The organism is Streptomyces bottropensis ATCC 25435 (genome assembly GCF_000383595.1).
Classification (GTDB): domain Bacteria; phylum Actinomycetota; class Actinomycetes; order Streptomycetales; family Streptomycetaceae; genus Streptomyces; species Streptomyces bottropensis.
Genome location: NZ_KB911581.1, coordinates 8102867 through 8117380, shown reverse-complemented (window position 1 = coordinate 8117380; position 14514 = coordinate 8102867). Strand labels below are relative to the sequence as shown.

Below are 14514 nucleotides of genomic sequence, written 5' to 3'. Positions count from 1 at the left end.
CTGAGTGAGGTCTTCGGCGGATTCCGGTTCGCGAGGTGTCGTCAGAGACCCGTCGGTGACACCCACCAGGCATTTGGCCGCGGACGCGCATCGGTAGAGCGGTCCGTCGTCCCCCTTGTACCAGGACTTCAAGTAGAAGACATAGCGGCCTTTCGGCAGGTCGTCGACGACGTCGGACAGGTTTGATCCCGGGTTTCGCGTGAGTTCCACCACGGCCTCGGAGACATCGGGGGAGCTTGCCCGCTCCACCTTGATGGTGAGGTTCGACGTGTGGTTCGTGGACTTGCCCTCCTTGCCGTAGTCCTTGCCTCCCTCGGCGCCTTCGGGGTCATGGGAGCGGCCCCCGAACGCCCGCCGGGCCCTTCTGACGGTGCCTCCCGCGCGGACAACGCGCTTCCTCACCTCCTCGCCCGGCGCCCCGACCTGTGGGCTTTGACAGGTCCGCGATCGGTGCTCCATCATCATTTCACTAGTCGACTAGTGAAATGGTGGTGAAGGGGTTGGAGTTCCGCATCGACAGGCGGAGCGGGGTCGCCGCCTACCAGCAGATCGTTCAGCAGACCAAGCAGGCGCTACGGCTCGGCGTACTCGGGCCCGGCGACCAGTTGCCCACGGCCAAGGCGGTTGCGCAGACCTCCGCGGTCAACCCCAACACCACGCTCAAGGCGTACCGCGAGCTGGAGCGGGAGGGGCTGGTCGAAGCGCGGCCGGGACTGGGGACCTTCGTGCGTCAGTCGCTGGCTCGTCCGCAGGCGGCGGTGGATTCACCGTTGCGCGGCGAGCTGGAGAGCTGGATGGACCGGGCCCGCGAGGCGGGTCTCGAACAGGACGACGTGACCGCTCTGGTCACGTCGGTGATGGAGGAGCGGTACGCCGGGACCGGGCCAGACGCCGAGCACGCGGGACCGGCGGGACCGGCAGGACCGGCAGGAACCACGAAATCCACAAAAGCTGCAATAACCACAAAAGCCACAGGAACCACAGGAACGACGGGGACAAGGGGACACGCATGACGAGCTATGAGACGGGCTACGGGGGGCCGGCGGACACGTCCGCGATAGAAGCCCGCGGGGTGGGCCGGAAGTACCGCCGGGGCTGGGCGCTGCGGGACTGTTCCTTCCGGCTGCCGGCCGGGCGGATCTGCGGTCTGGTCGGTCCCAACGGGGCCGGCAAGACCACGCTGATGGCCATCGCCGCCAACCTGCTGGAGCCGACCACCGGCACCCTGCGCGTGTTCGGCGCGGCCCCCGAGTCCGCAGAGGCAACTCGGCGTACCGCGTTCCTCGCCCAGGAGAAGCCCCTGTTCCGGCGCTTCACCGTCGCCGAGACCCTGCGGATGGGGCGAGAGCTGAACCCCGGCTGGGACCAGCGGGCCGCCGAGGACATCGTCCGCGCGGGCAACGTGCCCTTCGACGCGAAGATCGGCACACTCTCGGGCGGCCAGCGCACCCGGGTGGCCTTCGCCGTCTCCTTCGGCAAGCGTCCCGACCTGCTGCTCCTCGACGAGCCGATGTCGGACCTCGACCCGCTGGTCCGCCACGAGCTGATGGGCACCCTGCTGGCCGAGGCCGCCGAGCGCGGCACCACCGTGCTGATGTCCACCCACATGCTCGCCGAGCTGGAGAACACCTGCGACTACCTGCTGGTCATCGCGGGCGGAGGGCTGCGCCTGGCCGGTGAGGTCGACGAACTCCGCACCTCGCACGCCGTGCTGACGGGCGTCCACTCCGACGGGCGGACGCCCCCGGAGCTGGCGTACCACACCGTGGTCGAGACCCGGACCAGCGGACGGCAGTTCACCTCGCTGGTACGCCCCGACGGGCCGGTCACCGGCGGCCCGTGGGAGGCGAGCACCCCGAACCTGGAGGAGCTCCTGCTCGCCTATCTCCGCACGCCCGAAGCCCCGCCCCTGATCAGCCCCAGTTCCTACGTCGCCCCGCAGGCGGTGGCGGCATGAGCACGATGACCAGCACCGGCGGTACCGGCGGTACCTTCTCCGACTCCGCCCGCAGCGAGACCGGCCGTGGCCGTGGCCTCCGGCTCAGCGGCATGAACTGGCTCGTCTGGCGTCAGCACCGCGCCGCCTACTGGACGCTGCTGGCCGCCACCGCGATCACCGTCGCGGTGCTCGTGTACCAGCGCCACCAGATGATCACGTACCTCGACGGATACGGCTATCCCCACCTCAAGTCCGGCTGGGAGGACAGGTTCGACCAGGGGCCGCTCAACATGGCCGCCCGACTGCTCGGGCTCCTGCCCGTCGTGGTCGGTGTCCTCCTCGGTGGGCCCCTCCTCGCCGGCGACCTGGAGAACGGCACCGCCAAGCTGGTCAACGCGCAGTCCGTCAGCCGCGTCCGCTGGCTCGCCACCAAGCTCGGTGTGACCGCGCTCGTGGTCGTGGTGTGCACCACGGCGCTCTCCGCCGCGTTCACCTGGTGGTGGTCGCCGGTCAGGTCGTCGTCATACGTCCTGACCTGGGCCGACCCCGCAGGATTCGACAACAGCGGACCCGTGCCCGTGGCGCTCACCCTGCTCACCGTCGTCGGTGGCGTGGCGATCGGCATGCTGGTGCGCCGGACCCTACTGTCCATGGTCGTCACCCTGGGCTTCGCCGTCGCGCTGCAGGTGGCCTGGTCGTACTTCCGGATGTCCCTCGGGAACGTCATCACGGTCACCAGCCACAACGGCGTGGGTGACAACTCCCAGCCGAACCGGCCCGACAGCGCCCACGTCCTGGACGAGTCCTACCTCACCGCCTCCGGCGACCTCATCGGCTGGGGCAGCTGCGCCGAGGGGACGGAGAAGGCCCGCGACGCCTGCCTGGACAAGGCACAGGTCGTCGGCTGGTCGGTCGACTACATCCCGATCTCCCAGATGTCCGCCATGCAGTGGTTCGGCGCCTCGATCCTGCTGGCCCTGACCGCCGCCATCGCGGCGTTCGTCATCCTCTGGGGTCGCAAGCGCCTCGTCTGACATCTGTCCGAGCGCCTCGTCCGACCGATCCCCCTCGCAGTTCCCTCTCCGTACGCGGCCGAGCGGCCCAGCGTCGCTCCGCCGCGCCCCGATGCTGCCCAGATTCGGCGAGCACATCGCCACGAACCATGTCGAAAGGCTTCCGTTGAAGTCGCACAAGCGCAGGAAACGAGCGGTCACCACCGTCCCGCTGGCGGCCGCACTGGCGGCGGCGCTCGGCGCCGGGCTGCTGGCGAGCACGCCCGACAGCGCCAACGCCGCGCCCTCCACCGGCACCGGCGCCCCCGCCAGGACCGTCACCCTCGTCACCGGCGACCGGGTGAGCCTCGACGCCGAGGGCAAGGTGACCGGCGTGACGGCCGCCGAGGGCCGCGAGGGGATGGCCTTCCGCGTCCAGCAGGCCGCGGGCCACGCGTATGTCCTGCCGCGCGATGCCGAACAGCTGATCGCGAACGGGACCGCCGACCGGCGGCTGTTCGACGTGACGCGACTGGTGAGTTCGCGCTACGACGACGCCCGCCGCTCCGACCTGCCGCTGATCGTCACCTACGACAAGGGCGCGTCCGTCTCGGCGAGCACGTTCCGCGGCTCGGGCGCGACCGTCCGGCGGGACCTGCCGAGCATCAACGGCGACGCCGTACGCGCCCGCAAGTCCGAGGGCGCGGACCTGTGGGAGACCCTCACCAGCGGCACCGGCTCCGCGAAGGTCAGGAAGATCTGGCTGGACGGAAAGGTGAAGGCGACCCTGGACAGGAGCGTGCCGCAGATCGGCGCGCCCGCGGCGCACACGGCGGGATACGACGGCAAGGGCGTCGAGGTCGCCGTCCTCGACACCGGCATCGACGCCACGCACCCGGACCTCAAGGACCGTATCGACGCGGTGAAGAACTTCTCCGCCGCCGCGGACACCGTCGACCGTGCGGGCCACGGCACGCACGTCGCCTCGACGATCGCGGGCTCCGGGGCCGCGTCCCCCACGGGCGCGAAGTACGCGGGCGTCGCGCCCGGCGCCCGGCTCCTGGTCGGCAAGGTGCTCGACGACTCCGGCGAGGGCGACGACTCCGGCGTCATCGCCGGTATGCAGTGGGCCGTCGCCCAGGGTGCCAAGGTCGTCAACATGAGCCTGGGCGGTACCGACAGCCCCGGCATCGACCCCGTCGAGCAGGCCGTCAACGACCTGTCGGCCAGTTCCGGCGCCCTGTTCGTCATAGCCGCCGGCAACGAGGGCCCGGGGGAGGGCACCATCGGCACCCCCGGCAGCGCGGCCTCCGCGCTCACCGTCGGCGCGGTCGACCGCCGGGACGCCATCGCCGAGTTCTCCAGCCGGGGCCCCACGGCCGACGGCTTCCTCAAGCCCGACGTCACCGCGCCGGGCGTGGACATCGTCGCCGCCAAGGCCGCCGAGGGCTTCATGGGCGACCCCGCCGCCGACGGCTACGTCTCCATGAGCGGTACGTCGATGGCGACCCCGCATGTGGCGGGCGCCGCGGCGATCCTGGCGCAGCGGCACCCGGACTGGACGGGCCGGCAGATCAAGGCCGCCCTCACCGCCTCGGCGAAGCCGACCGCCGCCACCTCCGCGTACATCCAGGGCACCGGCCGGGTGGATGTCGCCAGGGCGATCGGCCAGCGGCTCACCAGCAGTCCGACCGCGCTGGGCTTCGGGACGCAGGCGTACCCCCACACCGACGACCAGCCGGTGACCAAGGACGTCACCTACCGCAACGCGGGCACCGAGCCGGTCACCCTCGACCTGGCCACCGAGGCCTACGGCAACGACGCAAAGCCCGCCGCCGAGGGCCTGTTCACCGTCTCGCCGCAGCGGCTCACCGTCCCGGCGGGCGGTGAGGCGACCGCCACCGTGACCACCGACACCCGCGTGGGAACGGCCGAAGGCAGCTTCGGAGGCTCGCTGACCGCCACCACCGCCGACGGCACGACGACCGCGCGCACCTCCCTGGGCGTGGTCCGCGAGGTCGAGTCGTACGACCTGACCATCAAGCACCTCGACCTCAAGGGCAAGGCCCTCGGCGACGCCTCGACGAGTATCTACGGCCTGGACAACGACATCTGGACGGAGGCCTCCGACGAGAAGGACGGCCAGGTCACCATCCGTCTGCCGAAGGGGCGTTACGCCCTGGAAGGCGTGCTCCGCACCCTCGGCACCGGAGGGTCCGTGCTGCTGCACCCGAAGTTCGCGCTGACCAAGGACACGACCCTGGTCATGGACGCCCGGAAGACGAAGCCCGTCAAGATCACCGTGCCGGACGGCGCGGCCAAGCCCAATGGCGCGATGTTCTTCTTCCACGTCGACGTCAACGACAAGCCGTACACCTCTGTGTACGACGTCCCCTCTTTCGGCAGCATCCGCGTCGGACAGCTCGGTGCCCCGGCGCCGGCCGCCGAGGTGTCCGCGATGTACCACGGCATCTGGACCCACAAGGCCGTCAACTACCGGCTGGCCTGGAACCGCACGGGTGATCTGTCCGGCTTCACCAAGAACGTCAAGCGCGCCCAGCTCACCAAGGTCAAGGTCGTCGTCGGTACGCCCGTCAAGGGCAAGACCACGACCATCGCCGCCGCACCGCTGATGTACGGCGGCTTCTACAACCAGCACTCGACCGCGGGCCGTCTGCCGCTGACCGGCACCGACTACGTGCTGCCCAACGGAATCAAGTGGTTCTACCAGGCCAGCCAGTACGGCGCCCCCGACGCCGAGGGCGAGCCGACGTGGGAGAGCACGCAGGCCGCCGTCCCCAGGGCGTACGCGGCGGGCAAGGACCACATCCAGCGCTTCAACACCGGCGTCTTCGGCCCGACCCTCCCCTCGGGTCCCCTCGCGGCCGTCCTCGACCGGCCCGAAGCGGTACGCGTCGGCGACACCTTCACGGCGTACGTCCCGCTGTTCTCCGACGGCGTCGGCAACCTGGGCACTTCCGCCCACACCAAGGCCAGGAGCTCCCTGCACGCCGACGGCAAGAAGATCTTCGCCGTGAACGACGCGCTGAACGGCGACGCGTACACGGTTCCCGCGGGCAAGCGCACGTACAAGCTCGCTGTTGACGTCTCCCGCGCTCCGGCGCGGTACGCGGTCAGCACGCGGACGACCGCCACCTGGACCTTCACCTCGGCCCACGTCCCCGGTGACACCGCCGAGCGGCTCCCGCTGACCGTCGTCCGCTACACGCCCAAGCTGTCGACGGCCAGTACCACCAAGGCCGGTACGACCCTCACCGTGCCCTTCGGCCTCCAGGGCGCGGCCACCAAGGTCGGCACGCTGCGCAAGCTGGCCTTCACCGTCTCCTACGACGACGGAAGGACCTGGAAGAAGACCACCGCCGTGAACGGCAAGCTGCTCAAGCTGCGCAGCCCCGCCAAGCCCGGCCCCGTCTCCCTTCGTGTCACCCTCACCGACGCCGACGGCAACACCCTGACCCAGACCATCCACCGCGCCTACCGCACCACCAAGTAGGACGACGGACGACGCAGTCGGCCCCCGCCGGTCTCCCCGGCGGGGGCCGACTGCGTCGCGTGGAGGCCGACTGCGTCGCGCCAGGGCCGACGGTCGGTCGGCGGCGAAGCCAATAGTTCACATCTGGTGATCTTTGTTTGTTTGTGATGGTGACGAGCGTCGGAACTTGTGCTTTGATGTGTTTGGTTCTGTTTGATGGGTGGGATGGGGAGTCCGGCGTGAAGAAGACCTCGACCCGGCTGGCCGACGGTCGTGAGCTGATCTACTACGACCTGCGCGACGACACGGTGCGCGACGCGGTGGACAAGCGACCCCTGGAACGCACCGTCACCACTTCGGAGGTACGCCGGGACCCGCTGCTCGGCGACTCCGTCGCGATCGCCTCGCACCGGCAGGGCCGCATCTACCACCCCCCGGCGAACGAATGTCCGCTCTGCCCCTCCCAGGGCGACCGGCTCAGCGAGATCCCGGACTCGTCGTACGACGCCGTGGTCTTCGAGAACCGCTTCCCGTCGCTCGCCGGTGACTCCGGCCGCTGCGAGGTCGTCTGCTTCACCTCGGACCACAACGCCTCGTTCGCCGACCTGACCGACGAGCAGGCCCGCCTCGTCCTGGACGCGTGGACCGACCGCACGGCGGAGCTGTCGCACCTGCCCTCGGTCGAGCAGGTGTTCTGCTTCGAGAACCGGGGCGCCGAGATAGGCGTGACGCTGGGGCACCCGCACGGACAGATCTACGGGTATCCCTTCACCACCCCCCGCACCGCGCTGATGCTGCGCTCGCTCGCGGCCCACAAGGACGCCACCGGCGGCGAGAACCTCTTCGACACCGTCCTGCGCGGCGAACTTGCCGGCGAGCGGGTGGTCCTGGAGACCGAGCACTGGGCCGCCTTCGTGCCCTTCGCGGCGCACTGGCCCTACGAGGTCCACCTCTACCCCAAGCGCCGCGTGCCCGACCTGCTCGCGCTCGACGAGGACGCCCGCACAGAATTCCCCCAGGTCTATCTGGAACTCTTGAGGCGCTTCGACCGGATCTTCGGCGAGGGTGAGCCTCCGACGCCGTACATCGCGGCCTGGCACCAGGCCCCGTTCGGCACGCTGGAGGACTTCGAGGGTGTCCAGCGCGAGGACTTCGCGCTCCACCTCGAGCTTTTCACCATCCGACGCACCTCCGGCAAGCTGAAGTTCCTCGCGGGTTCCGAATCCGGCATGAACGTGTTCATCAACGACGTGCCGCCGGAGCGCGCGGCCGAGCGACTGCGAGAGGTAGCGAGTTCATGAGCGGCAAGTACCTGGTCACCGGTGGCGCGGGCTATGTCGGCAGCGTGGTCGCCCAGCATCTGCTGGAGGCGGGCCACGAGGTCGTCGTCCTCGACAACCTCTCCACGGGCTTCCGCGAGGGCGTGCCCGCCGGCGCGTCCTTCGTCGAGGGCGACATCCGCGACGCCGCCAAGTGGCTCGACGACTCCTTCGACGCCGTCCTGCACTTCGCCGCGTTCTCCCAGGTCGGCGAGTCCGTCGTGAAGCCGGAGAAGTACTGGGACAACAACGTCGGCGGCACCATGGCCCTGCTCGCCGCCATGCGCGAGACGGGCGTGCGCAAGCTGGTCTTCTCCTCCACGGCCGCCACCTACGGCGAGCCGGAGACCACCCCGATCGTCGAGTCCGCGCCCACGAAGCCGACCAACCCCTACGGCGCCTCCAAGCTCGCCGTCGACCACATGATCACCGGCGAGGCCGCGGCCCACGGCCTGGGCGCCGTCTCGCTGCGCTACTTCAACGTCGCCGGCGCCTACGGCACCTGCGGCGAGCGCCACGACCCCGAGTCGCACCTCATCCCGCTGGTGCTCCAGGTCGCACAGGGCCGCCGGGACGCGATCTCCGTCTTCGGCGACGACTACCCGACCGCCGACGGCACCTGCGTCCGCGACTACATCCACGTCGCCGACCTCGCCGACGCCCACCTGCTGGCGCTGGACGCCGCGCGCCCCGGCGAGCACCTCATCTGCAACCTCGGCAACGGCAACGGCTTCTCGGTGCGCGAAGTGATCGAGACCGTCCGCCGGGTCACCGGCCACCCGATCCCCGAGGTCGTCGCCCCGCGCCGCGCCGGCGACCCGGCGACCCTGGTCGCCTCCGCCGCCACGGCCCGCGAACGCCTCGGCTGGAACCCGTCCCGCGCGGACCTCGCGGAGATCGTCGCGGACGCGTGGCAGTTCGCGCGGGCGCACGCCGAGTAGGGCGGGCCCGCCCGCACGGGCGCCAAGTAGTGTGCCGGCGCGGCCGTTCGCACGGTCGAGCCAGGACGTCGGTCAAGTACGGAAAGGTCAGGGTCAGGGGATGAGCGAGGCTGTCGTCGTCGCCGAGCGGTTCGAGGAGCTGTACGGGGCGGAGCCGGAGGGAGTGTGGGCGGCGCCGGGCCGGGTGAACCTCATCGGCGAGCACACCGACTACAACGACGGCTTCGTCATGCCCTTCGCCCTCCCGCACACCACGATCGCGGCGGTGTCCCGGCGCACGGACGGGCTCCTGCGCCTGCACTCCGACGACATCGAGGGCGGCGTGGTCGAGCTGACCCTGGACGGGCTCACCCCCGAGGCCGACCGCGGCTGGACCGCGTACCCCTCCGGTGTCGTCTGGGCCCTGCGCGAGGCCGGCCACACGGCCGTCACCGGCGCCGACGTCCACCTCACCTCGACGGTCCCGACGGGCGCGGGCCTGTCCTCCTCCGCCGCCCTCGAAGTGGTCGTCGCCCTCGCCCTCAACGACCTCTACGACCTCGGCCTCAAGGGCTGGCAGCTGGCCCGCCTGTGCCAGCGCGCGGAGAACGTCTACGTCGGCGCCCCGACCGGGATCATGGACCAGACGGCCTCCGCCTGCTGCGAGAGCGGCCACGCCCTGTTCCTCGACACCCGCGACCTCTCCCAGCGGCAGATCCCCTTCGACCTGGCCGCCGAGGGCATGCAGCTCCTCGTCGTCGACACCCAGGTCAAGCACTCCCACAGCGAGGGCGAGTACGGCAAGCGCCGCGCCGGCTGCGAGAAGGGCGCGGCCCTGCTCGGCGTCGACGCGCTGCGGGACGTCGCCTACGACGAGCTGGACGCGGCCCTGGACCGCCTCGGCGACGAGGAGGAGGTCCGCCGCCTGGTCCGCCATGTGGTCACCGAGGACCAGCGCGTCGAACGCGTGGTCTCCCTGCTGGAGTCGGGTCGGACCCGGGCGATCGGCCCCGTCCTCGTCGAGGGCCACGCCTCGCTGCGCGACGACTTCCGCATCTCCTGCCCCGAACTGGACCTCGTCGTCGACACCGCCCTGTCCTCCGGCGCCCTCGGGGCCCGCATGACGGGCGGCGGCTTCGGCGGCTCCGCGATCGTCCTCGTCGACGAGACCGACGCGGCCGCGGTCACCAAGGCCGTCGAGGATGCCTTCGCCGCGGCCGGCTTCGCGGCCCCCCGGGTCTTCGTGGCGGTGCCTTCCGCGGGAGCGCGACGGGTCTGCTGACCCCGCGCACCCCGGCGGACCTCGGCCCCGGGCCCGCCCCGGCCGTCAGCCGATCCTCTTCGTCAGCGTGTACTCGGTGATCCCCGGCGGATAGTCGGGGATCACGCACACCACCTCGTAGCCGAGCCGCTTGTAGAACTCCGGCGCCTGGAAGTCCCAGGTCTCCAGGCGGGCGGAGCGGCAGGCACGGTCGCGGGAGGCCATGCGTTCGGCCGTCGCCATCAGACGCGAGCCGAGGCCCTCGCCCCGGTGGCGTTCGTCGACCCAGAGGTAGGTGACGTGCAGCCAGGTCGCCCAGGTGTGGCCGACCAGCCCGCCGGCGACCTCGCCCGAGTCGTCCAGGGCCCACACCTGCAGCGGGGACTCGCGCTCACCGGGGGTGCCGCGCAGGCCACGGAGGATCGGCGAGGCGGCGGTGTTACTGGCACGCAGCCGGGAAAGTAGTAATTGGCTTCGTTCCTTGTCGACTTCCGTCTCCATACGAAACATGTGGCACACCATAAACGTGCTGGACAAACAGTTCTGCAAATAACCTTCCGCTCCTGCCCCCCGGCCTTACCCTGATGAACAGCGCCGGTGGGGGCCGGTGCTGATCAGGGGGCGAGACAGTCGGGTACGACGCCCGGAGTGGGGGTAGCGGTTCAGCACGGCGGCGGCCGTGCGGCTGCGACGCCCCGTCCCAGGTGTACACCGGGGCACGCTTCGGGCGCCTACTCGCGCCGGTCGTCCCCCGACCAGTGGGGGTTTCAGTGGTTCGCATCCGAGTACTGGTCGTCGACGACCACCGTATCTTCGCCGAGTCGCTCGCCGCGGCCCTGGCCGCCGAGCCGGACGTCGACGTGTCCGCGGCGGGCAGCGGCCCCGCCGCGCTGCGCTGCCTGGACCGCGCGGCGGCGGAGGGGCGCAAGTTCGACGTGCTCCTGGTCGACGCCGATCTGGGGGCCCACGTCCACGTCGCCGGCGCGCGTCCGGCCGCCGTGCCCATCGCCGTATCGGACGGTGGCGAGGACGGGCTCGTGGACGGCATATCGCTCGTCGCGGGCGTGCGGTCGGGCCAGCCGAGCGTACGGACCGTCGTCCTCGCCGAGAAGGACGATCCGCGCCGCGCCGCACTGGCCCTCCAGGCGGGCGCGTCCGGGTGGGTCGCCAAGGACTGCTCGCTCTCCCGGCTGCTCACGGTCATCCGAGGCGTGCTGCGCGACGAGACGCATCTGCCGCCCGCGCTGCTCACGGGCGTCCTGCGGGAGTTGACGGCCGCCCGCAAGCACCGCACGGAGAGTGAGCGGCTCGTCGAGTCCCTCACCCCGCGTGAGCGCGAAGTGCTTCGGTGCATGGTGGCGGGGCTGGGGCGCAAGGCCGTCGCCGAGCGCCTGTTCCTCTCCCCGCACACCGTCCGCACCCACATGCAGAACGTCCTCGGCAAGCTGGGCGTCCACTCCACCCTCGCCGCCGTCGCGCTCGCGCGCCGGGCGGGTGTCGGACCGGCCGACCTAGCCGGGGATGTTGTCGAACGGGGCGGTCAACTGGCGTAGCAGGCCCGCCAGGTCGCCCCGCTGGGCGCGGGACAGCTCGGCCAGGATCGCCCGTTCCTGGTCGAGGAGTCCGGCGAGCGCCTGGTCCGCCCGGTCCCGGCCCTCGTCCGTCAGCCGGACGAGCACGCCCCGACGGTCACTGGGGTCGGGCAGCCGCTCGACCAGGCCCTTCTGCGTGAGCCGGTCGATACGGTTCGTCATCGTGCCCGAGGTCACCAGCGTCTGCGTCAGCAGCTGGCCGGGCGAGAGCTGATACGGGTTCCCCGCACGCCTCAGCGCGGTCAGCACGTCGAACTCCCACGGCTCCAGCTGGTGCTCGGCGAACGCCAGTCGGCGCGCACGATCCAGGTGCCGGGCGAGTCTGCTCACCCGGCTGAGTACTTCCAGCGGCTCCACGTCGAGGTCGGGGCGCTCCCGGCGCCACGCTGCGACCAGCCGATCGACCTCGTCCTCCATGACGATCAGTGTAGTGGTTGTGTCGACGTGAAGTCTCTTGAGATCAAGAAGGTTAGTGTCAAGTCTCTTGACTTCGAGATAACTGCCCAGGAGAGTGAAGACGCCCTGGATTCCCGAGGAGGTACCCCCATGTCCGCCACCAGCCCCACCTGGGACCCCCAGCAGTACCTGCGGCACGCCGGCCACCGCGCCCGTGCCTTCGTCGACCTGCTCGCCCATGTCCCCGACCCGCCCGCCGCGCACCCCCGTATCGCCGATCTCGGCTGCGGCCCCGGCAACGTCACCCGCCTTCTCGCCGACCGCTGGCCCACCGCGCGCATCACCGGGTACGACAACTCGCCCGAGATGCTCGACCGGGCCCGCGTCGACCACGAGGGGCCCACGCCGGGCGGCGGCCGCATCGGCTTCACCGCGGCGGACCTCCGCACCTGGGAGCCCCCGGAGTCGTACGACCTGATCGTCAGCAACGCCACCTTCCAGTGGGTGCCCGGCCACCTGGACCGCTTCCCCGCGTGGGTCGACGCCCTCGCCCCCGGCGGCACCTTCGCCTTCCAGGTCCCCGGCAACTTCGACTCGCCCAGCCATCGCCTCATGCGCGAACTCGCCCACTCCGCCCGCTGGAAGGACCGGCTCGGCGAGACCCTCCGGCACGACGACGCCGTCCGCACCCCGGCCGGCTACCTCGCCGCGCTCGCCGACCTCGGCTGCGAGGCCGACGCCTGGGAGACGACGTACGTCCATCTCCTCCAGGGCGAGGACCCGGTGCTCGACTGGGTGCGGGGGACGGGGCTGCGGCCGGTCCTCACCGAACTGGGCCCGGACGCCGGACCGTTCGTCGCCGAGTACCGGGCCGCCCTGCGCGAGGCCTACCCGCCCACCGCCCACGGCACCCCGTTCCCGTTCCGCCGCATCTTCGCCGTCGGCCGCAAGCCGGAGGCGGACCGGTTCCCCAAGGTGGCCTGAGGCGGCGGGACGTGAGGGGGGTGCGGGGGCGTCGCGGGGTGCCGATGCCCATGTCGATGTTGTGCAGATTATTGACGGCAGGAAGGTGCGCGCCTACCTTCGCGGTGTTCCCTCCCTCGTTCCCCCCATCGCTCCAGGGAGACCCGCATGCCCCCGTCCCCTCTCCCCACCCCCGCCGAACAGGCCGAACAGGCCGTGCGGACCAAGCAGTTGCGCCGCGTCGCACTCTCCGGGCTGCTCGGTACGGCCGTCGAGTTCTACGACTTCCTCGTCTACGGGACGGTCGCCGCGCTCGTCTTCGGCGAACTGTTCTTCCCGGGCGCCGACCCGGCCGTCGGCACCATCGCCGCGTTCGGCACGTTCGCCGCCGGCTATGTCGCCCGTCCCCTCGGCGGCATCGTCTTCGGGCACTTCGGCGACCGGCTCGGCCGCAAGTCCATGCTCCTGCTGACCATGGGCCTGATGGGTGGCGCCAGCTTCCTCATCGGCCTGCTGCCCACCTACGACACCATCGGCGTCTGGGCGCCCGTCCTCCTGATCACCCTGCGGGTGCTCCAGGGCATCGCCATCGGCGGTGAATGGGGCGGGGCCACGCTCATGGTCGTCGAGCACGCCGGTGCCAAGCGGCGCGGACTGTGGTCCAGTTTCACGCAGATGGGAGCCCCGCTCGGCTCCCTGCTCTCCTCGGTCGTCGTGACCTTCGTCGTCGCCATGCCCCGCGACGAGTTCGCCGCGTGGGGCTGGCGCGTGCCGTTCCTGCTCAGCGTCGTCCTGCTCGGTGTCGGCCTCTTCGTCCGGCTGAAGGTCGTCGAGAGCCCGCTCTTCGCCCAGGTGAAGAAGGACCGGACCGAGGCGCGGCTGCCGATCGTGGACGTGCTGCGCCGCCCGCGGGCGCTGGTACTGGCCGCGTGCGTCGGCATCGGCGCGTTCACGGCCCAGTCGCTGCTGACCAGCTACCTGATCGCGTACGCCACCGGAATCGGCTATCCCCGGCCGCAGGTGCTCACCGCGCTCACCGTCTCGGCGTCCGTCGCGCTGGTCGTCCTGCCGTGCGCCTCGGCCCTCTCCGACCGTGTCGGCCGCCGCCCGGTCGTCCTCGCCGGAGCGATCGCCTCCGTCGCACTCGCCTTCCCCGTGCTCGCGCTGGTGGACTCCAAGTCACCGGGCCTGCTGATCCTCGCGGTCGTCCTCGGCCACGGCTTCGCCCAGTCCGTGATGTACGGGCCGCTGGGGGCGCTGCTCACCGAGATGTTCGGGACCAAGGTGCGCTACACCGGGGCGTCCCTCGGATACCAGCTCGCCACCCTGATCGGTGCCGGGTTCTCGCCGATGATCGCGGGGAGCCTGGTGGCCGCCAACGGGGGGTCGAGCACGCCGATCTCACTGCTGATCTGCGGGGGCGCGGCGATCACCGCCGTCACGGTGTGGTTCGTCCGCGAGACCCACCGGGACTCTCTCGGCGACGTGTCCGTCCGGGAGGGTGCGGCCAAGGAGGGGGTCGCCTCGTAGGGAGCGGTCCTGCGCGGGGCCCGGTCGGGAGAGCCGATCGCACCGGGCCCGGCCCTCGACCGGGCACGAGCGGCACACACCTGACCAGGCCCGCGCGGCCCCCGTACCC

12 protein-coding genes are annotated in these 14514 nt (G+C 71.2%); 10 read left to right on the top strand and 2 right to left on the bottom strand.

What is annotated here, in order from left to right; translation table 11 throughout:
* Positions 1 to 485 precede the first annotated feature (485 nt).
* From STRBO_RS40760 to galK, 7 genes are all read left to right on the top strand, one after another.
* Positions 486 to 1013, top strand: a complete 528-nt coding sequence (locus STRBO_RS40760) for a GntR family transcriptional regulator (protein WP_005485837.1) — start codon at positions 486 to 488, stop codon at positions 1011 to 1013.
* Positions 1010 to 1957, top strand: coding sequence for an ABC transporter ATP-binding protein (locus STRBO_RS0135835; RefSeq protein ID WP_020115617.1), 948 nt, complete (start codon positions 1010 to 1012; stop codon positions 1955 to 1957). The genes STRBO_RS40760 and STRBO_RS0135835 overlap by 4 nt, the downstream gene beginning before the upstream one ends.
* Positions 1954 to 2973, top strand: coding sequence for an ABC-2 transporter permease (locus STRBO_RS0135830; protein WP_005485833.1), 1020 nt, complete (start codon positions 1954 to 1956; stop codon positions 2971 to 2973). Before STRBO_RS0135835 ends, STRBO_RS0135830 begins: the two co-directional genes overlap by 4 nt.
* A gap of 91 nt (positions 2974 to 3064) precedes the next feature.
* Entirely contained in the window at positions 3065 to 6445 is a 3381-nt protein-coding gene (locus STRBO_RS0135825; RefSeq protein WP_005485832.1) for a S8 family peptidase, read from the top strand.
* 218 nt (positions 6446 to 6663) lie between these two features.
* Positions 6664 to 7725 carry a galactose-1-phosphate uridylyltransferase gene (gene galT / locus STRBO_RS0135820; protein WP_005485831.1) on the top strand — a complete coding sequence of 354 codons (1062 nt, stop codon included), beginning with the start codon at positions 6664 to 6666 and terminating at the stop codon, positions 7723 to 7725.
* Complete coding sequence (gene galE / locus STRBO_RS0135815) at positions 7722 to 8684, top strand: UDP-glucose 4-epimerase GalE (protein WP_005485829.1); 963 nt, start codon at positions 7722 to 7724, stop codon at positions 8682 to 8684. Before galT ends, galE begins: the two co-directional genes overlap by 4 nt.
* 100 nt (positions 8685 to 8784) lie before the next feature.
* The gene (gene galK / locus STRBO_RS0135810; protein ID WP_005485828.1) at positions 8785 to 9945 is read left to right on the top strand and encodes a galactokinase; all 1161 of its coding nucleotides are present in this window, start codon (positions 8785 to 8787) and stop codon (positions 9943 to 9945) included.
* A 45-nt stretch (positions 9946 to 9990) separates the two neighbouring features.
* Here the strand turns inward: galK and STRBO_RS0135805 are convergent, their stop codons facing one another.
* Entirely contained in the window at positions 9991 to 10434 is a 444-nt protein-coding gene (locus STRBO_RS0135805) for a GNAT family N-acetyltransferase (RefSeq protein ID WP_237547681.1), read from the bottom strand.
* 260 nt (positions 10435 to 10694) lie between these two features.
* Between STRBO_RS0135805 and STRBO_RS0135800 the strand changes: the two genes are divergently transcribed.
* On the top strand, positions 10695 to 11477 hold the full coding sequence (locus STRBO_RS0135800) for a LuxR C-terminal-related transcriptional regulator (RefSeq protein ID WP_005485825.1): 783 nt from the start codon (positions 10695 to 10697) through the stop codon (positions 11475 to 11477).
* On the opposite strand, the gene STRBO_RS0135795 is transcribed toward STRBO_RS0135800, so the two are convergent.
* Complete coding sequence (locus STRBO_RS0135795; RefSeq protein ID WP_005485824.1) at positions 11436 to 11933, bottom strand: MarR family winged helix-turn-helix transcriptional regulator; 498 nt, start codon at positions 11931 to 11933, stop codon at positions 11436 to 11438. The genes STRBO_RS0135800 and STRBO_RS0135795 overlap by 42 nt on opposite strands.
* A 129-nt stretch (positions 11934 to 12062) precedes the next feature.
* On the opposite strand from STRBO_RS0135795, the gene STRBO_RS0135790 reads away from it, so the two are divergent.
* Positions 12063 to 12896, top strand: coding sequence for a trans-aconitate 2-methyltransferase (locus tag STRBO_RS0135790; RefSeq protein WP_005485822.1), 834 nt, complete (start codon positions 12063 to 12065; stop codon positions 12894 to 12896).
* A gap of 147 nt (positions 12897 to 13043) precedes the next feature.
* Positions 13044 to 14405, top strand: a complete 1362-nt coding sequence (locus STRBO_RS0135785; protein ID WP_005485820.1) for an MFS transporter — start codon at positions 13044 to 13046, stop codon at positions 14403 to 14405.
* Positions 14406 to 14514: the final 109 nt, after the last annotated feature.